The organism is Candidatus Thermoplasmatota archaeon (assembly GCA_034660695.1).
Taxonomy (GTDB): Archaea; Thermoplasmatota; E2; order UBA202; family DSCA01; genus JAYEJS01.
Window position 1 is genome coordinate 1 of sequence record JAYEJS010000059.1, and the last position, 19,863, is coordinate 19,863.

Annotated in this window: 23 protein-coding genes; 18 read left to right on the forward strand and 5 right to left on the reverse strand. The window is 40.7% G+C overall.

From position 1 onward, the window contains the following. Window positions 1-192 precede the first annotated feature (192 nt). Entirely contained in the window at window positions 193-765 is a 573-nt protein-coding gene (locus U9O96_02830) for an HAD family hydrolase (GenBank protein MEA2054041.1), read from the reverse strand. Between the two features lie 76 nt (window positions 766-841). On the opposite strand from U9O96_02830, the gene U9O96_02835 reads away from it, so the two are divergent. Beyond that, window positions 842-1,297: a hypothetical protein gene (locus U9O96_02835; protein ID MEA2054042.1), complete on the forward strand. Its 456-nt coding sequence runs from the start codon at window positions 842-844 to the stop codon at window positions 1,295-1,297. A 36-nt stretch (window positions 1,298-1,333) separates the two neighbouring features. Beyond that, window positions 1,334-2,656 (forward strand): hypothetical protein, encoded by a 1,323-nt coding sequence (locus tag U9O96_02840; protein ID MEA2054043.1) that lies wholly within the window; start codon window positions 1,334-1,336, stop codon window positions 2,654-2,656. A gap of 48 nt (window positions 2,657-2,704) precedes the next feature. On the opposite strand, the gene U9O96_02845 is transcribed toward U9O96_02840, so the two are convergent. Further along, on the reverse strand, window positions 2,705-3,259 hold the full coding sequence (locus tag U9O96_02845) for a TATA-box-binding protein (protein ID MEA2054044.1): 555 nt from the start codon (window positions 3,257-3,259) through the stop codon (window positions 2,705-2,707). A gap of 104 nt (window positions 3,260-3,363) precedes the next feature. Here U9O96_02845 and mobB point away from each other — a divergent pair, with 104 nt between their 5' ends. Genes mobB through U9O96_02870 form a run of 5 tightly spaced genes read left to right on the forward strand, consistent with a single transcriptional unit; the run spans window position 3,364 to window position 9,093 of the window. Then, window positions 3,364-4,044, forward strand: a complete 681-nt coding sequence (gene mobB, locus U9O96_02850; GenBank protein ID MEA2054045.1) for a molybdopterin-guanine dinucleotide biosynthesis protein B — start codon at window positions 3,364-3,366, stop codon at window positions 4,042-4,044. A 46-nt stretch (window positions 4,045-4,090) separates the two neighbouring features. Then, entirely contained in the window at window positions 4,091-5,332 is a 1,242-nt protein-coding gene (locus U9O96_02855; protein MEA2054046.1) for an inorganic phosphate transporter, read from the forward strand. 1 nt (window position 5,333) lies between these two features. Beyond that, entirely contained in the window at window positions 5,334-6,032 is a 699-nt protein-coding gene (locus tag U9O96_02860) for a TIGR00153 family protein (GenBank protein ID MEA2054047.1), read from the forward strand. 45 nt (window positions 6,033-6,077) lie between these two features. Continuing rightward, window positions 6,078-6,581, forward strand: a complete 504-nt coding sequence (locus U9O96_02865; protein MEA2054048.1) for a PadR family transcriptional regulator — start codon at window positions 6,078-6,080, stop codon at window positions 6,579-6,581. Next, window positions 6,565-9,093 carry an MMPL family transporter gene (locus U9O96_02870; protein ID MEA2054049.1) on the forward strand — a complete coding sequence of 843 codons (2,529 nt, stop codon included), beginning with the start codon at window positions 6,565-6,567 and terminating at the stop codon, window positions 9,091-9,093. The genes U9O96_02865 and U9O96_02870 overlap by 17 nt, the downstream gene beginning before the upstream one ends. A gap of 245 nt (window positions 9,094-9,338) precedes the next feature. Here the strand turns inward: U9O96_02870 and U9O96_02875 are convergent, their stop codons facing one another. Both U9O96_02875 and U9O96_02880 read right to left on the reverse strand, forming a co-directional pair. Then, window positions 9,339-10,355, reverse strand: coding sequence for an AAA family ATPase (locus tag U9O96_02875; protein ID MEA2054050.1), 1,017 nt, complete (start codon window positions 10,353-10,355; stop codon window positions 9,339-9,341). A 253-nt stretch (window positions 10,356-10,608) separates the two neighbouring features. Then, window positions 10,609-11,019, reverse strand: a complete 411-nt coding sequence (locus tag U9O96_02880) for a CoA-binding protein (protein MEA2054051.1) — start codon at window positions 11,017-11,019, stop codon at window positions 10,609-10,611. Window positions 11,020-11,129: 110 nt separating this feature from the next. Here U9O96_02880 and U9O96_02885 point away from each other — a divergent pair, with 110 nt between their 5' ends. From U9O96_02885 to U9O96_02900, 4 genes are all read left to right on the forward strand, one after another. Continuing rightward, window positions 11,130-11,627 (forward strand): winged helix-turn-helix domain-containing protein, encoded by a 498-nt coding sequence (locus U9O96_02885; GenBank protein MEA2054052.1) that lies wholly within the window; start codon window positions 11,130-11,132, stop codon window positions 11,625-11,627. 105 nt (window positions 11,628-11,732) lie between these two features. After that, the gene (locus U9O96_02890; GenBank protein ID MEA2054053.1) at window positions 11,733-13,415 is read left to right on the forward strand and encodes a hypothetical protein; all 1,683 of its coding nucleotides are present in this window, start codon (window positions 11,733-11,735) and stop codon (window positions 13,413-13,415) included. A 160-nt stretch (window positions 13,416-13,575) separates the two neighbouring features. Next, window positions 13,576-14,964, forward strand: a complete 1,389-nt coding sequence (locus U9O96_02895; GenBank protein ID MEA2054054.1) for a nitroreductase family protein — start codon at window positions 13,576-13,578, stop codon at window positions 14,962-14,964. A 229-nt stretch (window positions 14,965-15,193) separates the two neighbouring features. Further along, window positions 15,194-16,612 (forward strand): C25 family cysteine peptidase, encoded by a 1,419-nt coding sequence (locus U9O96_02900; protein MEA2054055.1) that lies wholly within the window; start codon window positions 15,194-15,196, stop codon window positions 16,610-16,612. Between the two features lie 308 nt (window positions 16,613-16,920). Here U9O96_02900 and U9O96_02905 read toward each other — a convergent pair whose 3' ends face one another. Next, the gene (locus tag U9O96_02905) at window positions 16,921-17,046 is read right to left on the reverse strand and encodes a hypothetical protein (GenBank protein MEA2054056.1); all 126 of its coding nucleotides are present in this window, start codon (window positions 17,044-17,046) and stop codon (window positions 16,921-16,923) included. Window positions 17,047-17,094: 48 nt separating this feature from the next. Between U9O96_02905 and U9O96_02910 the strand changes: the two genes are divergently transcribed. From U9O96_02910 to pfdA, 7 genes are read left to right on the forward strand one after another with little or no spacing between them, the layout of a single operon-like run. Beyond that, a complete protein-coding gene (locus tag U9O96_02910; protein ID MEA2054057.1) occupies window positions 17,095-17,514 on the forward strand; it encodes a 30S ribosomal protein S19e in 420 nt (139 codons plus the stop codon). A 37-nt stretch (window positions 17,515-17,551) separates the two neighbouring features. Continuing rightward, window positions 17,552-17,860: a DNA-binding protein gene (locus U9O96_02915; protein MEA2054058.1), complete on the forward strand. Its 309-nt coding sequence runs from the start codon at window positions 17,552-17,554 to the stop codon at window positions 17,858-17,860. Continuing rightward, entirely contained in the window at window positions 17,861-18,016 is a 156-nt protein-coding gene (locus tag U9O96_02920; protein ID MEA2054059.1) for a 50S ribosomal protein L39e, read from the forward strand. Between the two features lie 5 nt (window positions 18,017-18,021). Next, entirely contained in the window at window positions 18,022-18,531 is a 510-nt protein-coding gene (locus tag U9O96_02925; protein MEA2054060.1) for a 50S ribosomal protein L31e, read from the forward strand. After that, window positions 18,524-19,216, forward strand: a complete 693-nt coding sequence (locus U9O96_02930) for a translation initiation factor IF-6 (protein MEA2054061.1) — start codon at window positions 18,524-18,526, stop codon at window positions 19,214-19,216. Before U9O96_02925 ends, U9O96_02930 begins: the two co-directional genes overlap by 8 nt. A gap of 1 nt (window position 19,217) precedes the next feature. Then, window positions 19,218-19,448 (forward strand): 50S ribosomal protein L18Ae, encoded by a 231-nt coding sequence (gene rpl18a / locus U9O96_02935; GenBank protein MEA2054062.1) that lies wholly within the window; start codon window positions 19,218-19,220, stop codon window positions 19,446-19,448. Between the two features lies 1 nt (window position 19,449). After that, on the forward strand, window positions 19,450-19,863 hold the full coding sequence (gene pfdA / locus U9O96_02940) for a prefoldin subunit alpha (GenBank protein MEA2054063.1): 414 nt from the start codon (window positions 19,450-19,452) through the stop codon (window positions 19,861-19,863).

Here is a 19,863-nt window from a genome sequence, read left to right on the forward strand (position 1 = left end):
TTCACAAACTTCCAACATCAAAAGATGACGGTAGATTTATAAATAAATGAAATAAAATACAATTATTACAGCTAAATCATATTGGTGATTGTTGTAAACATGATAGCCAGTCTGTTGCCCGAGATTGATTTCGTAGGTTTGCAGAATCTCAGTATTAGCAACATTCCTTTAATGTCCTACTTTTATCTTCACTCATCTCTCAATAATCTCTATCAATTCTCTGAAATCGTGAATGGTGTAATCTGCGAGATGGGCAAAATCTTTTGTGTGGTCTTTTGAAAGCAGCACGGTTTTGACTCCTGCATTCCTGCCTGCAAGCATGTCCCACAAAAAATCTCCGACAAAAAGCATTTTGTTGAGCGGCACATCAAACATTTTTGAGAGCAAGATGAGAGGCTCTCCAGATGGTTTCGGGGCAGCATCTTTCCTTCCAACGATATTTTTAATCGGGATGTTCAGCTTCCCCATAACAATTTGTGCGTGTTTTTTAGACGATCGTGTTGCAATCCCCGTCTTGATATTGTTTTCCATTAAAAAGTCCATAACTTCTAAAAAACCATCGTTCAGAATGCAATCCTCCTGAATGCTTTTTTCATATTCATCAAGTATTTTGTACGCTTTTTCCTTTCTTTTTTCATCAAACTTGCTGATGTATTCCAGCACATCTTTCTCGCCGCATCCTATACGCTCTCTGAAGGGGGCAAATCTTACTCCTGTTCTGGTGATGGTGCCGTCCAGGTCAAACACAACGCCCTTGATATCCATGATTGTAACTCTCCAAATAGCATATAAATTTATTTGCATCCGCAAACTTTTAAATGCTGCATGTGCTATATCTGGTATGAAAGAATACTGGGAGAAATTCGTGGTATCTCTTGAGGATATAAGAAAATCCCCCTCACGCATTATCGCACTTATTGCTCTCGCAGTCATTATTTTTTCTTTGCTGGTCGCCATTACTTTTCTTACCGCCCCAAAAAAGACTTTCGTGGTCGAATGTATTCAGTGCCAGGGAAGGGATGGCAACCTTGTAATTGTTTCAGGGGCAGGAGAACAATCTTTCGATGTTGTTGTGAATGTGGTCGATAAAGATGGTAATGCGGTGGAGAACGCAAATGTTAAACTTGTCGGCAGCTCATCATCATCTGCAAGAACAGATCCCGAAGGTATGGCCATTGTCCATGTAACTGTAGCCTTGGACGCAGGTGAGCAATCCACATCTCTTAAAGCCATTGTCGAAAAATCGGGATTTAAAAAATATGTTGAATCCAATTTTGTTGTAATCGCAAGAGAGTAACGAAACTTTAATTATGCAAATATATTATCGCTATTTATGGAAGATGACCTGGATAAACTCGGAGTTGCACCATCCGACAGAAAAAAACTTGAGTCGATGGGAGTAACAGGCCTTGATCAGATAGTACTTTTAAATCAGGAAAGGCTGGGGATGGGCAGGGGCAAGGGAAACGCTCTCATACGCAGAGCAAGAAACATCATCGCCCATGAAAATATAAAAGAAATTGAAATCGAAGAAGATGTTATTAGGGTATACCTCAGAAACATATCCCGCGCCATAATGACTTCTATTCTTTCTGTTCTGGGTGTGTATAATGTACCTCCCGGATCTGCCTCTTTGGTGAAAAAAGAAGGCATGCTGGAACTGCACAGGAAGGGGAGGGCTTTCGACCGCATACTGGAAACATCACAAATTGAAAAAGAAATTCTTGATGGCAGAAAAAAAACTTTTTCGTCGCATATGCCATTGAGTGAGGAACAGGTAATCAGTTTTGCGAAGGAAAGGCAATTTGACGGATTCTGGAAAACTGTTTTTGATGAGATAAAGGGAAATGAAATAATGAAGAAGTCGCTGGCGGTGAGCATGTTTTCCACGTTCGAAGAGCCCGTTCATACGATTGTTATTGGAGAGCCAGGCAGCAGCAAGACGCTGGCAAAGGAGATAATAGAGAGGAATTTTCATAATGTTACGACGATAGGTGCCAATACGACCAGGGCAGGCTTGGTGATAAATCTTGCTACTGGAGAGATAGGGGCACTTGCATATTCCCACAAAAAAATTATTCTGGTGGATGAGCTGGACAAAATACCTAACAGCGACATAGAATATTGTTATGAATTGTTGTCAAACGGGAGATGCAGTGTGCATTCAGCGAAAATACATGAGGAGATAGAAAGCAAGTTCATAATGGTGGCTTTTGCAAACCCTTCGTCCCAGGTTTTTAAGGGCAATCCGCTGGAAAATATATCACTGCCTCCTCTTTTAATGAGCAGGTTCGCCCTCATCGTTAAAACGGAAAAAATAGACAAGGAAAGCCGTCTAGAACTGTTCAAACAGAAGTTTTATGGCGGAGGGGAAATAAGAGAAAAACCCTTCTTCTATAACCAGTGGATAGAAATGGCACAAACTCATAGCCCAAACATTGTGGCATCGCCTAAAGAAGTCAAGGAATATGTTAACAGCGTGAATGAGCTTGTGGAAGAATATTATACAACTCAACTCCGTCGCGATTTGAGGATGGGGGATTATATTCGCCGTATACCACAGGCGATAGCACGGGCATCTTTTGGAGATGTAACCGGTGAAACTCTTGATATCGCAGGGCGCATTTTGTATGGGTCTATCGAGAGCTGGTGCTGATATAAAGTATATGGTTACGCCCCTTTAGATTGCAACAAAAAATGAAAATCAGTACAGCAGCCCTTTTCCCTCTAACTCTTCCTTCAGTTTTTCCACTGCCTTTGACACCTGCTCAGGTTTTCTGGCGCCGGTGCAGACAATTTTTCCTGAACTGAATAGAAGCAGGACAACTCCCATCTCTCTCATCCGGTATACTATGCCCGGAAAAATTTCTGGTTCGTATTCCGTATTTTCAAGCCCGACGGCAAGGGCAGTACTTACCAGATTGAGTTCCCCATGCAAGTCGCCGGAGGCGACAATATTCTGAACATTTATTTTGGGATTGTCTATAACTTTAAAGCCAACCTTTTTCAGCATATCGCATACTTTTCCCATGCTTTTCTTTATATCCTCGATGTTTTTTGCACCCGTACACACAACTTTTCCGCTCTTAAACAGCAGAAATGCGGTTTTTGGCTTATCTATGCGCAGTACGAGGCCGGGAAATATGTTTGGCCTGTAACTCGTATTCGGTAAAGATTCCATGATTCTGTTTAACTCCAACGTTTCCGCGATGGTTGTCGATGCGACAATATTCTGTATTTTTATATCAGCCATACTCATAAATACAATTATCCTCAATAAATGTTTCTATTTCTCTGGCCCGCCATTTGTCATTGAGAAAAGCTTTTCCAAATTTTTTAATAATTTCCTTCCTATTCAAAGTCATGATCATAGCTGTCAGTGGATATAAGGGGAAAGGAAAAACATCGTTTGTCGAGAGTCTTTTATCCCTGCTCAAAAATGACTACGACGTGCTCACCATAAAAAATACGCATCTGGATGAAATAGACGTGAGGGGAAAGGATACGAGCAGGCATATCAATGCAGGGGCTGTTGCATCTGCGATAATTGCAGGGAAGGAAACCGCCATTTTTTTCAAAGGCGGGAAGAATGTTGAAGAGATTGTAAATTTGATAGATGCAGACATTGTATTGCTCGAGGGATTCAAGCAATCCAGCTACCAAAAAATATGGATAGGGAATGGGGAAGGGAAAAACATAATCATGAAAAATCCCGGTGTTGAGGAAGCATATGAATACATCAGGGAAAAAGTTGAGGAAGAAAGGATATTGAAAAAATTGCCAGACATTGATTGCGGTGCATGTGGCTACGGCACATGTGGCGAGATGGCAAAGGCAATACAAAGGGAAGATGCGACAATTGGCGAGTGCAAGGCACTGAAAAAAACGAGAGTGAAAATATCCGTAGATGGGAAAAACATACCTCTCAAACGGTTTGCCGGGGAATTTGTAGAAAACACCATAAATGGCATGCTTTCGTCCCTGAAGGGTGTCGGGGATGTTGAGGCTATAAAAAACAAGGAAGTGCTGATAGAACTATCGTGATATTAAAAAGGCGACAAATTTTAAACCCGTTGAATATTACATTGTAATGATATTCGGCATGGGGCTGCTAACATTTTTGATAGTGATTATCGCCATCATATCTGGTCTTTACATGGCATGGAGCTTAGGTGCCAATGATGTTGCAAACTCCATGTCCACTGCCGTCGGTGCAAAGGCAATAACATTGCGCCAGGCAGTTATAATTGCCTCTATACTTAACTTCCTGGGTGCAGTTTTTCTGGGAAGTGATGTGAAGCATACCATGGAAAAAGGGATTGTGAACACAGGCATGATAGGCGATAGCCATGCCGTGATGCTTGGTTTCCTGGCTTCCACAATCGCAGCTGCCATCTTTGTAACTCTTGCCACATGGAAAGAGTTGCCGGTGTCGACAACGCATGCCGTCATAGGGGGCATAACCGGTTTCGGACTTATTGCGGGAGGAACAGATGTTATTATCTGGGAAAAGCTTGGCGAGGTGATGGTATCATGGGTTCTTTCCCCCCTTGCAGGGGCTGTCATTGCTTTTTTAATCTTTCGCTCTATCGTGCATTTTGTTTTTGCTTCTGGCGAGCCAGTAGAATCGGCAAAAAAGTTCGGACCGCTGTTCATAGGGGTAACATTTTTCATTATATCCCTTTCCCTCTTCACAAAAACGCGTCTCGGTGATATGCTTTTTACCAGCGTGGATGAAGTAATACTGTTTTCCATCATCGTTTTTGTAATCTCGGCCGTGGCAGGTGTTTTTATTGTAAGGGGAATGACTATAGGAAAGGGTTACGATGCTGTGGAGTTTTTATTCAAAAGACTGCAGATAATCACTTCATGTTATGTTGCCCTTTCCCATGGGGCAAATGATGTTGCCAATGCAATCGCTCCTCTCTCCGTAGTTTTAACTACTGCATTGGAAAATACCGCATTTGCGGGCAGCAATTTTTCTTACTACCTTCTTGCATTGGGCGGAACCGGCATAGCCGCCGGGATACTGACATGGGGATATAAAGTCATGCGTACGCTGGGTTCAAAGATAACGACACTCACCAATACAAGAGGTTTTTCCGTTGATTTTGGGACGGCAACAACCGTTCTTTTAGCCTCAAGGTTGGGGCTGCCGATTTCAACTTCGCATACAGTCGTAGGGGCGGTCATAGGTGTAGGGCTGGCAAGGGGGCTGGAAGCTGTTGATTTATCCGTCGTAAAAAAGATAATCTATTCATGGGCATTCACAATTCCTGCAGCCATTACATTATCGATACTGATTTATAGAGGTTTGATAATTGTATTCTAGGATGAAAGAGAAAGCAATGCGAGTAAGGGCTCCAGTATTTTATACATATCGCAAGAAATCCCCGTTTGCCGGGTTGCTTGAACACATGGATAAGGTCAAAGAGTGCATATCGATACTGGAGAAAGCGATAGTGAAATATTACAAGGGGTCTATCAAAAATTTTTCTGAAGCGACACAAAAGATATCGGAACTGGAGCACGAAGCAGATTTGATAAAAGGAAATATTCGTTCCCACCTGCCCAGTTCTATTCTCATGCCTGTAGATAAAAAATATTTTATATGGCTTCTGAGGGAGCAGGACGCCATACTCGACCATGCAGAAAATCTCGCTCAACTAATGGACGTACGGCATACGAATATCCCGATAAAACTGAAAGAAACATTCATTGAACATGCGCATCTAGTGGCTGAAACTGTGGATGAAATGGAAAAAGCAGTCAGTAAAGTCAAAGACTTGGTGGAAAGCAGCTTTGTAAAAAAGGATAGGGATGCAGTGAAGGCACTGATTCATAACGTCCACAGGAAGGAGTGGGAAGCAGACCAGGAAAGGTATAAAATTATCAAGGAGATTTATAAGATGGAAAATGAGTTGGCTCCCATGGACATATATCACCTTTTGAAGATAACAGACTGGACCGACGACATCGCGGACCATGCCGAAAACGTTGCTGACTGGTTGCGCGCTATGATAGCAAAATAAAGTAGCAAAAATTATATATCGGTATCAATATGTCGATATCGGACTATGAGAACACCTTTCCTGAAATATTTCATGCTGAAAACCATTTCCGAGGGGAAAGCAAACGGTTATAAAATTATAAAGAAATGTGAGGAGATCTTAGGTTATAGGCCCAGCACCGGCTCTGTATATCCCCTGCTAAAAGGGATGGAAAAGAAAAACGTAATCAAAGGGGAAAAGAAAGGCAGGGGAACGGTTTACAGCATAACAGCTAAAGGAAAAAAATTGCTGGATGAAGGAGAAAAACTCAGAGAGGAGATATATCAAAAATTGAGCAGTCATGTTTCAAGCGTTGCAGAAATTTTTGAGGATAACGGACTGAAAAATTTGCTGAAGGAAGCGAGGGCAGGCAGATTTTCCTGTAGATCTCTCATGATATCCAAAATATGGGATGTGGCTACCGAGCTGGAAAGGAATGGCGTGGACAGTAAAAAGATAAGGAGTATTCTAGCCAAAGCATACCAACAACTTGTTGATTTAAAGGAGGAAAAAAATGATAGAAATAAATAAATGGATTTCGGCGCATCCAAGGGCAAGCATAGTAGTGGTGCTGGCTATAACCGCCATCATGATTTTTTCAATATATGCCAACGGCGTATCAACCCAGTTGAATGAAGAATCTTTTATGCCGGATATGGAAGTGGTAAATGCATGGCGGGATGCAACTTCGAATTATACCGAACAATATACCATCCAAATTCTTTTCAGGTCAAATGACGGAGATATATTAAACGAAGAAAACCTCAAAGAAATTTTTGAAGTTGAGGAGGCATTGATTCAAAACGCAACAGTAGTTGCAAATATGAAAGAGCCTGTATATCCTGAGGGCAATATACTAAGTCTGCCGACAACTCTTGCTGTAACACGCATAGTGGCAGAAGCAAAAATACAGGGTATAGACGATGAATTCCTGCTTTATTATCCTTATAATATAACCCAGATGAAAAAAGCGTTACTTGGTAAGAATATTACAATACATGGAGAAAACAAAACAATCAATCTTCAATTCAAATACACCCCAAGCAATGTAAAAGAATCCATAAAACTTCTTTATTTCGACCCTGAAGGAAAAGCGGCTTTGGAATATATATCAAGGACTTTAACAAAAGACTTTAATGTCTCCTCTAGCAACATAAAGGCAGAAGGATGTCTCATTATACTTTCATTAAATCCGGAAATAAAAAATCCGCTGGAAATCGAGAAAACAACTGATGCAATGGTAAAAAGTGTGGATGCACAGCATGTAAAAACAACAACAATTGGGGGAAGGCTGATAGCCGATGAAATAATAAACGCATCGGATAAATCCATGGAAATGCTAATACCCCTTGCAATTCTTATGATTATTATTGTTCTCCTTATAGTGTATAGAAATTTAATGGATACAATCCTGAGCCTCATTGTCCTTGCATTCTCAATAATATGGATGTACGGATTTGGTGCCGCCTTCCATTTTGAATTCAATCCAATGACCACTGCCATACCAATCATGCTGATGGGGCTGGGAATAGATTATGGAATCCATCTGACAATGCGGTACAGGGAGGAAAACGGGGAAAGTGGGAGGGATAGGGCCAATAAGACGCTCGAGACAGTCGGGGCTGCCCTTTTCCTTGCAACATTGACAACAATGGTTGCTTTTTTATCCAATCTTGTTTCTCCAATAGAACTTCTCCAGCAGTTCGGCACTCTGAGCGCTTTTGGAACCTTTGCCAGTTTCATAGCAATGATTCTTTTCGTCCCTTCAGTACAGCAACTTCGCAATAAAAAGACAGAAGAAAAAAAGGAGGGCAATATAATAAGGAATGGAAAAGAATTTGTGAATAAAGTTGCCGGGGTTGGAGCAACCGCCGGAAATAGGCATCCCTTCATTGTTATTTCCATTGCTATAGCAGTGACTCTTCTTTCTGGGGTTGCTTCTCTCAACTTAAACACGACGTTCGATATAGACGAATTTTTGCCGGAGAATCTTGAGGTTACACAGGATTTGCACTATATGACGGAAAACTTTGAATTTATGGGTGGAGAGGCGCAGAGTGTGTACATACTCGTCAAAGGAGATGTATGCAATCCGTCATTTTACAAAGCGTTGAATAGAACCGTCAAAAATATATCAGATGATGAAAGCGTAGTAAAGATAGATGGAACGCCTGAGGTGCAATCGATAGCGACTGTAATGCATGATTATGCAATCATGCCAGGCAATTCAACGTTCTCTTCTCTTTACTTTACTTATTTCAACAATTCTGGCATACTGAAGGAGAATGTAACGAAAGAAAACATAACAATGCTTTATGACTGCCTCTACGCCAATAATGAAAAACTTGCCAAAACCGCATTGAACAAAAATGAATCCTATGACGCCACACTTATTCAAATATCCACGAATACGGGAGGGGACAGAAAAAAAATAATGAAGTTATATGCCGAACTAAAAGAAGATGCAGAGCCTTTCGATCAATTTAAAGTGAGCGTGACAGGTGACGAGATTGTAACCGTTATGGTGGAAGATACGCTTAATAAAGGGCAAACAAATTCGCTAATTCTTACAATATTAACGTCGTTTATAATACTCATGATAATATTTTATCTCAGGGATAGATCCATAACTTTGGGCATCATAACGGTCATACCTGTCATATTTTGCGTGGCATGGATACTGGGTGCAATGTATCTTATGGGGATGGCTTTGAATGTAATGACAATATCAATTGCTTCCCTTACTGTGGGACTTGGAGTCACATACGGAATACACATTTCACATAGATTTGTAGAAGAGTTGAAAAAAGGCAGCATAGAAGAAGCTGCACATAAAACGGTAAACTCGACGGGCATTTCATTGTTTGGTGCTGCTACGACGACAATTGCCGGCTTTGGCCTGCTTTCTTTTTCACTCATGCCGCCGCTTCAAGAATTTGGAAGGATAACTGCCATGACAATCTTCTTCGCTTTTATCTCATCGGTTTTTATCCTTCCTTCGTTCCTGATACTGTGGGCAAGGAGAAAATATGGTGGCAATTGAAACCTCGGGGCTTACAAAAAGTCTGGGAATGGGGAAAGGAGGTAGGAATGAAAAAATTGGAGAGAAATTTTATTCCCCTATTCCCATGTATTATTGAATGCATTTCTGGTTTATAAGGTTTGTTTTTGTGGTCATTAAAAAAATAAAAAAACCCCGCATGCCCGCATCAGGGCGCTTTATATATGCGGAGGTTTTATCCTCGTATAATAAATCTTTTGGGAGTATATAAGCAAGGGGAGCCCCTTCTACGCCTTTAAAAAGTTTTCGATTTCTTTGACCAACACTTCTGCGGGGCAATCGAGTATGGTGTATCCACTTTCACTTTCATAAACCAGTCCCTGATTGAGGAGCAATTGCAGATTTTTTTTCACTTCTTTTTCCTTTGTTTCTGTATCATACTCCTCGCATTTTGATATATACTCCTTCAAAATTGTATCCATATCTACATATGCCCTACTCCTGCATGAAACGGCAACAGAGAGAAGAACAAGTGCCTGCCGTCTGTCCAGTTCGGTAAGCCCGTTCAGCCAGCCTTCCCGGTTTGCTTCTCTCACATCCTCCGGCAGTATTTTTTCATGTCCCCTCTGATCGGCTATCATTGCTGAATTCCGTAGCAAGTCTATTCCAGAGCGCATATGCCCTGCGGAAACAAGGGCGATATCGGCAATCAGTGAGAGTATATCATTGTCATAGCTTCCATGCACGAGGCTTTCTCCAGCCCTGTATTCAAGTATCTTTACTATCTGATTTCTGGAGTACGGATGCAGCTCCACAACGGCTTTCTCAGCAAAAGTTGACCAGGTTGCCATGTCGTGTATTATCTGCCTCAGCATCAGGGCGGAGCGGGTGACAGCCACATACCTTATGCCCTCTCTCAACTCTGCCTGTCTGGAAATCGTATATGCGAAATGCGTTAAATCTTTTGGATCCATCCCATCGATTTCATCAAGTATTATGAGATGTTCTCCGACTATTTCCCGCCATAGACGCTGTCCTGCCAGCCCTGCGGTGCTAAAATTCGGCCTTATCTGGTGGAGTATCTCCTCCAGCACCTTATGCTCTGATTTGGTTGTGTAACAGTTGACATACACATCCCCGCCAGTATGCTTTGCCAGGAGTGTCTTTCCCGTTCCGACCTCTCCGCTTATCAATGCCCGTCCGTTCTCAAGCAAAAGAGATAGACGGTTCTTCTCATTTTCCCTGCAAGGCGTCTTTTCGGGGATATACGATACGCCGAGTTTCCTTTTATCCCGTAAAATCACGTTTTAAATAATCTGGTTGTAATAAATAAAATTTTTGATGGGAAATTCAATAACCCCTCAAATCTGAGAGTTTTTGAAAGATAATAAAATTGGGGGAGAGCCATATGGGTGCAGAAGAGTATTTAGATTTCTCTAAAATAGAAAAGAATCATTTTGAACAAGAGTCCAAAACAGCGCTAAGAGTAAGAAGTAGATAAAACAAGAGAGTTAATTTTGGCACAATAGCAATTGAGGTCTCCAACCAAGATATTTATTAGAAATATTCTACAGTAACTCCAAGGCATGCATTGTATATGATGTCGATTTTGTCCTCGTAGGCGGAAATCACCCCCTCGCTTTCAGCCCCCGGCTGAAGCCACACCACCCCGGCATTTACGGAAATTGCTTCATCCATTATGGGGGACGCATATTTTGGATTTCTGAACACATCCACGATATCGATTTTTTCCGGCACATCTTTCAGGGACGACAGCACCTTCTCGTCAAGTATCTCCTGCCCTTCATATACAGGGTTTATGTAATACATTTTGTGACCCTTCTTTCTGACTCTTTCCGATATATAGTAGCTTGCCCTTTCCTTTTTCGGAGATATGCCCACAACTGCAATAACCCTGGCATTTTTTGCTATCTCAAGTATTTTATCCGGGTCGGTGATTCTTGCCACGCTGGTGAAAGGGGAGAAATGTATTTAATTTTATCTTTGGTAGAAAGCTTACTATTTCCTTTTGGTGAACAAAATCCAAACGTTTTTTAAATGCATCATCTTAAATATTTATGTCGGACAAGATTATCATCGACAGGGATATTTTTGTTGCTCTGTCCTCAGATACGAGAATAGAAATATTGAAAGAACTGGATGAAAGGCGTAAAACTCTATCGGAGATGGCAAAAAATCTTGATTGTAATAAATCTGCTATTTACAAACATCTTTTCAAGCTTGTGGATGCTGAACTGGTCAAGAAGGAAGAAAATTCTGCTCATAAGTGGGTATATTATTGCCTTACATGGAAAGGAAAAAATCTTCTTCACCCTGAAAAAATGAAAATAACACTGCTTTTATCTTCTGCTATTATCTCTATTGCCGGGGCCGTTATTACCACCTATCTTTATGTAAAGGAAAAAACTCCCTCTCATGGAACATGTACCTTGGGCAGTCACGAGAGCTCGGGCAGCGTTACGATTTATATCCCGATTATTCTTGCCATAATCAGTGCAATGCTCATCCTTGCCTCCATTTTTATATGGAAAAAGATAGAGAAATTTGAACTGTAGGAAGGTATCGGGAAAACGGACACTCTCTATCTATTTTCGCCAAGGAATATCTGTTGTGAGATAGATTTATAAATAATCTTTTGTTGAATGTTTGGAGGTGAAAAAATGAAAAAAGCAAAAATACTTTGCTTGCTAGCAGTGTTTTTAGTTGCAGTAATGGTACTGGTTCTAACAAGTGCAACATTGATAGGGCCATCAGATGCCTCGACGAGCAGAAATAAAATGCAAAAAGATGTTGAACCACGAGTTATGCGACCAATAGGAGGAATGGAATCTCATGACCTTGCTGTGCCGTTTAATGGAGTTAAAATAAGGCCATCCCCCTTATCTACTGCCTGTTTGGGAACAGATGTCCCAATCACTTCTGATCCAGACAATGATAATCATCCTGCTATTGCAGTAGATGAAGATGGAAACTTGGTGATAATGTATGAAACAACTATAGATTTTTTTGACCATGATGTCATTGCATCTGCTTCCATAGATGGCGGAGAGACATGGCCAGAGAATTTGAGACACAGATGGATAATAGATGGTATCCAAGCAATGCCAGATTTAGATTTCTGGGGTCCTGGAGGAGGCCATCATGTATATGGAACACTCACACCTGCTGCAGCAGAATCTGGGACAACCATGTTGGTAGACATGCCAGACATAACGGATCCTGCAGGTTGGGGAATCTGGATGCTGGATTGGGAAAGTGCTTACGACTTTTATGACTTTCATGATACATCCATTGCTGGTTACAGCGGTTTTGTCCCAGAATTTTGGGGCGCAATATTTATGTTATCTAGCACAAACGATCCTGGAAGCGAAATGGTGAATGGACCAACCTGGACTTTCAGTCTGGACCCATATATGGAAGGATACTGGGGTATTCACTGGTCATCTTGGTACACAGACTGGGCAGAGAAGAAATGTTCCCATGCAAAAATAGATATAGACCAATCCAACGGGAAAGCATACGGAGTATTTGAGGTCATGAATGAAACGATTGGAACGCGAGATATCTGGATGGAATGGCACCCCAACGCCGATTATCTATATTGGGAGGTAGGACCCTACTGGAACTTTTCGGTCGTAATCGAGGGATTTCCAAATTATAGAAACCCAGATGTTGCAGCTGCCAATGAAAATGTCTACATAGTAATGCAAACTGACGAGAAAGGAAATGAGGATATTATGTGTGTATATTCCAATGACAACGGGAATACATGGAGTACCTCCACGGTAGCTGACAGTGGTACAGATGAACAATATCCAGCTATAACTACCACCGGCAGTACAGCAACATGTCTCTATGTTAAAGATGGAAACCTTTATTCTACTATTAGTGAAGATGGCGGGGCAACATGGAAGCCATCGCAACAAGTCAATGATGAAGGGAGGAATGTAGTAGAAGAATATCGCTACGCAGATATGGACAAAGCATTTGGTGCCTGGACAGATAACAGGAACAATAACAACGATATCTATTTCGATACCCTTGATATGCCAATCGTTGGAATAGGCGAAATTTCTGGCGGATTTGGGATTACAGCAACAATCACAAATACCGGGACAGCAGATGCAGAAAATGTAGAGTGGTCTATCTCTCTCAGTGGACTTGTTTTTCTTGGCAAGGAGACTACAGATAGTATAGAAAGGGTGCCAGCTGGTGCTGAAGTAACTGTAAAAAGTGGACTTTTGTTTGGGATAGGACCTATTGATATCACTGTTACAGCTGGAGAATTTACTAAGAAAGCATCAGGGTTATTGCTCGGACCACTTGTTCTCAAAGTAAGCTAGCAGAAACCCCTCTTTCCTTTTCCTTTCTCGATAAATCCGTATCGAACAACATCGTCGCTTTCCTCCTTGTTGGGTAGTTGGTTTGTTTGGTTTTGTCAAGGAATATCTCTTGTGGGATAGGTTTATAAACTATGTTTTGTTGAATATTTGGAGGCAAAAAATGAAAAAGAAAATATGGAAAAAAGGATTGATTATCGGAGTAATGATACTATTTTTTGGTCTTGCTTTTGTGCCCACAATTGGAACACTTAATACATTAATGTCTGCTGATGAAACTGTCGAAATAGATAAAGATTACATTCTATCGCAGGGTTATGAACTTCCACCACCAATTCCCGTTGATATGATTCTTGAAGAATCTATTTTCCGCAGATGTTCAATAAGAGAGTTCTCCGCCGATCCAGTGAGTGACGAGCATCTCTCAACGATTCTATGGGCTGCATATGGCTATCGAGATGATGGAAAGCGAACTGTTCCCTTGATCGATAATGTTCATGGAGTCAATATCTATGTACTAATAAAAAATGAGTCATTTAAACTTGATGTGTATAGATATGATCCAACGAATCATTCACTTCAATTCTTAAAGAAAATTAGTTCCTTTAATTTCGGCCAATATAGTGCCCCTGTTTATATAGGGCTTGCGTGGGATACAAATAAGAGTGAAAATGAATATTATGTTGGTGCTGAAATCGGAGAGATTGGACAAAATATTGCTTTTATGGCAAATGCCCTTGATTTAGGAACCGTTGTTAATGCAGATCTTCTTCCATGGTCCTATTTGGCAAGGATTGGTCTGCCTCCTAATGAAATACCGTTAATTCTAATGCCACTTGGTCATCCATTCTATCCATATGATTTTAGATATCGCCCATTGGATTTATCACTTCTTCCTCGAATAAAATACTCGGATATGTCTCTAACAAACGCAATAAACCAGAGGAATGAATCACAATCATGGGAAGGACATCTGACGAATCATGAACAATATCAAATGATTTGGTCTTCATATGGATATTCCTATCTCCTTGATAGAACTGAGTCTGATTTCAGATACCATATCAATAGACATCGAACTGTTCCCAGTGCCCACGGATATTATCCATTGAGTATTTATGCCTTCACTGAATCAGCCGTTTATCAATATCATCCCAATATTTTGCTATATCTAACTCCATACCCCTTCATCGACTTTTTAGGGTTACCGATAATATCAATAATGCAAAAAGTGATGAAAGGTGATTATCGTGAAGATCTTGCCCAGGCTTGTTCCCTGCCATCTCTTGCCGCTGCTCCATTGATTATTATTCCAGTTGTTGATCTTGAAAGAACAAGACCGGAGGGAGGAGACGATTTTTCAGGGGAGGAATACCGGTGGATGTGGTACTATGAGGCAGGTGCATCTGCCTATAATGTTCTTTTGGAAGCAACAGCATGGGGTTTGTCAAGTAATCTCTTCCCAATCGAAAATAAAATCACTATTTGCTCTCTTCTTGGATTGGATGAAGATAATTTCGATCCTCTCTTTATAGTTCCTGTAGGAAAATAAAAAGCCAAAATATTTATCTCCAAACCTTCTCTTGTCAAGTCATTATCAAACAACTTAGCCACACTTTTTAGCTATTGATAGCTCCACATCTTGCTGTAAAATTTCTTCAGCATCGCCCACTTTCGGAACTACTGACATTCAGTAGTTCCGAATGCCAAAAAACGTCAAGGAAACCTAGACTCCCATGTAACGCATTAGCAAAGTTTATAAGCAAATCCTGGTTGATAATATGGAAGGTAAGAAAATGAAGAAAATACTTGCATTGGCATGTATTTGTGTACTTTTAGTTAGCGCAGTACCTGCCATCACACGGGAAAAGCATAACCACCTTTTTTTCTCTGAAAATAACCTTGAATTATCTGCCACGGATTCATATGACTTATTGGTTATTGCCCCTAATAACTGGAAAGAAGATCTCCAGCCATTAAAGCAACATAAAGAAAGTCATGGAATACAAACCATAGTGGTTGGATTGAATGAGATTTATAGTGGCACTTATTTTCCTATAAATGGAAGAGACGCTGCCGAGAAAATAAAATATTTCCTAAAAAGTGCTCTTGATGAGTGGAACATAACCTTTGTCTTGATTGTTGGTGGACGAAAATACGGAATTGAGGAAAACTGGTACACTCCAGTCAGGTATGTGACAGTTAGCTCATGGGGATGGAGTGCAACTTATTTAAGTGACTTATATTTTGCTGATATTTATGATGATAAAGGAAATTTTTCAACATGGGATACGGACAATGACAATGTATTTGGAACACAAAAGGATGACATGGATTTACATCCAGATGTATACGTTGGAAGATGGGCATGTAGAAACAAAATTGAAGTAAAAACCATGGTTGAAAAAACAATTAATTATGAATCAAAACCAGAAAATGCTAAAAAAATTGTTCTCATTGGTGGAGATACGTTTGAAGATCCAGGTACTGACTATGATGAAGGAGAACTTATAACCACTGAGTCAGCAAACTGCCTACCAGGCTATGAACCAATAAAGGTATATTCGTCAGAAGGAACTGTATCTGCTAGAGAAATTAGAGAAGCCCTGGGCGATGGAGCATCATTTATGCATTTTAAGGGGCATGGTTGGGTTATATATTGGAATACGTACAAGCATGATAAGACTGAGTCTGAACCAGGATTTGGAATATGGGATATCCCATTCTTTTTGAATGAAAAATATCCTATTGTAGTATTTGGAGGTTGCCATACTGCTATGTTCAATGTTTCAGTCACAAATCGTCCGCATGTTTGGAATCCTTACTATGACCTTCCAAAGATATTGATATTCTTTCCTGCAGTGGAATCTATCAGCTGGTTTTTTAACCGAAAGATTGGAGGGGGAAGTATTGCAAGCCTGGGATATACCTGTATTTCTCTTAGCGGTGTGGGGGAGCGTGGAGATTTAGACCATGATGGTATAACAGAGCCAGACTGTATTGAATGGGGTAGCGGATTTATGGAGATCAATTTCTTTTATGCTCATGGCATAGAAGAGTTAACATATCTTGGTGAATGCTGGGGATATGCAGAAAACACATATATTAACACATTAGGAACATCAATAAGAGATCTTATTAATATTCAAGGTTTTGTATTGCTTGGTGACCCGAGCTTGAAAATCGGAGGGTATTCCTAAGTAAGGAGGTAAAAAAAATGATAAAGATAATATCGATAGTATGCATGGGTCTGTTTTTGTTTAGTGCAACTCTGGCAGGAGTAAGCAATGTAAAGATGGTACCAGTGTTGATTACGGAGTTTCTTCCCGGTCTTCGTGTACTATCCACGATTTACTGGTTATAACCTGGGACGATTGGAAAAATATGCTTGAGTCATTAAGGTAGCATAAAGAAAGCCATGGAATTAGAACTATGATTGTTGAACTGGATGAAGATAATTTTGATCCTCTCTTTATAGTTCCTGTAGGAAAATAAAAAGCCAAAATATTTATCTCCAAACCTTCTTATCAAATTTCTGCAGTATCGCTCTCATCGCCTCCTCCTTCCTGTCGGGGAGAAAGGCTATCGACCCCCCTTTAACCCGTGCCATCTGTATTGATGGAAAGTGCTTCATTCATTCACATTACTTTTTTATATTACTTTTGTATTGGGCGTTGAGAATATGACCACGGCTTATGATGTTCCAGCAGAGGCGATAATAAAAAAATTATCGGAAAAACTGAAGAATGAATTCAAAATCATGCCGCCGGAGTGGGCAAAATGGGTAAAGACTGGCGTCCATAGAGAAAGGCAGCCAGACAATCCTGAGTGGTGGCATGTAAGGGTAGCGGCAATATTGAGAAAAGTATATATGCACGGCCCAATAGGGACCGAGCACTTACGCGGCCTATTTGGCGGTAAGAGGGACCGAAAGGCAAAGCCATATAAAAGTAGGAAAGGCAGCGGTTCCATAATAAGAAAGGCTCTTCAGCAACTGGAAGAAGCCGGGTTGGTAAAAACCATCAAGGGGAAAGGGCGTGTTGTCACTCCCAAAGGTCAATCGTTTGTGGACAATACGGCGCATGAATTGGTAAAGCGATAAGAAAAATTTAAATAGAACAATAAATGTGGTATTAACTATGGATGCGGAGGATATTAAGAGGAGAATGATGCAGCAGATTCAGCGTGAGAGTGAAGAGCAGGCCGGGGAAGAATACATACGTGATCAGAAAAGGGCGATAATGCGTCAACTACTGGATGCAGATGCAAGGGAAAGATTGGGAAGAATAAGAATAGCAAACCCTCTTAACGCAGAAATGATAGAAAATCAGCTCATACGTTTGTACCAGATGGGGAGAATAAGAGAAAAACTGGATGATAAAACATTTCAAATACTGATAAAAAATTTGATGCCAAAAAAAAGAGATATAAAAATAAGGAGGATTTAAATGTCGCGAAATAAACCATTGGGCAAAAAGAAGAGACTGGGCGGAGAAACCAAGAGCAATAGGCGTGTGCCTGCTTGGATAATTATGAAAACGAACAGGAGATTTCTTCAGCACCCTAAGAGAAGGAGTTGGAGAAGAGGGAAGTTGAAAAGGTGATTTGAGTGCCAGAAGAAAAAATCTATACCATCCCTTTGATCAAGGTAAAGTCTTTGCCGAGACCAAGAAGGGTAAATAGGGCTGTTAAGGAAATAAAGAGATTTCTTGCTAAGCATATGAAATCCGAGGAAGTTATGATGGACGTCAGCCTGAATGAGAAGTTGTGGTCCAGGGGTAGAGGCAATATTCCTACAAGACTGAGGGTAAAGGGCGTAAAAGGTGATGACGGGGTTGTTTGGGCGTACACACCCGAGGCTGAAGTCGCAGAGAGAAAGAAAAAAGTAGAAGAAGCGGAGGAGGGCAAAACCGAGGAACAACCCGAAGAAGAATTGCGAGAGGAAGCAAAGGAAGAAGAAGCACCAGTTGAAGAGGTTGCTGAAGAGGAGATGCCCGAGGAAGTTAAAGAAGAAATAGTTGAAGAGAAAATTGAGGAGAAACCAGTTGGGGAGTCAAAAGAGAAAGCTGAAGAGACTGTAGAAGCAAAAGAAGAAGTCGAGAAAGAGGCGGATGAGTAGAACATTTATTACCATGCTTAGGAGATTGGATTTTAACAGTAATCCATATCTGGGTGTTTTTTGCAGGGCCAATGATGACATAGCGTTTGTGCATCCCTTTCTGCAGGAAAAAGAGAAAAAAATCGTAGAAGAAATTTTGAAAGTTAGAGTCATAGAAGCGAGCATCGGTGGAAGCACAATAATAGGTTCCCTGCTAGCATTGAACTCTCATGGGGCTGTGGTTACAGATTTTATCGGTGAAGACGAAATTGATATTATAGCAAAAAATTTTGATGGAAACATGCTTGTAATTGAAGATAAATTTAATGCTGCAGGCAATAATATTCTTGTTAATGATTACGGGGCGCTTATTCATCCCATGATGAAAGATAAAACAATAAATGATATAAAGGGCGTGTTGGATGTAAAGACGGAACGTGGTACGATAGCGGGCATAAAAACCGTTGGTATGGCTGCAGTAGCAACAAACAAAGGTGTACTATGCCATCCAAAATTGGATGAAGAAGAAAAGAAGAAACTAGAGGAATTATTCGGGGTAGATGTTAACATAGGAACAATAAATCATGGGGTTCCCTACGTCGGTGCAGGAATGGTTGCAAATGTGAATGGTGCCATTGTGGGCAGCAAAACAACGGGTATTGAAATGGGCAGGATAGAAGATGCGCTTAGTTTGGTAGGTGAATAAAATGAAAAAAAAGGCATATAGGGTAGAAGGAAAATTTTATATGAAAAATACCTGGCAGCCGTTTAAAAAAGAAATAGCGAGCAGCAGCAAAGCCAAGGCAAAAGAGAAAATTGTATCTATAATTGGTAGCAACCATCGGGCAAAAAGAAAAATGATAAAGATAGAGGAAGTAAAAGAGTTGTCACCCGATGAAGTAGAGAATCTTGTAGTACAATATTTAATTGGGCATTAACATGGGAGCAGAAGAGGACGATAGAAAAAATATACTTCTCCTGCAGGAATACCAGGAAAAAATGGATGTGGTATACCAACAAGTTAGACTTATGGAAGAATTGCTGGGGGAATATAGAAGGGTGAAGTCAGCACTTGAAGAGATATCGAGAACAGAAAAAGGGAGGGAATTGCTTGTGCCTCTTGGAGGAAATGTTTTTATTCATGCCTCTATTGAAGACACTTCGAAAGTTATGACGGGCGTAGGGGGCGGGGTGGTCACCGAAAAGCCCATAGGCAAGGCAATGACATTTGTGGACAAAAAAATAGATGAATTTCTTAAAGAAGAGGACAAACTTATACAAATCTCCGAGAATATAAAAGTGAAGGTGGAGGAGCTATCTAGGAAGTTACGGAAAGGCGAGGGAAAGGATTGA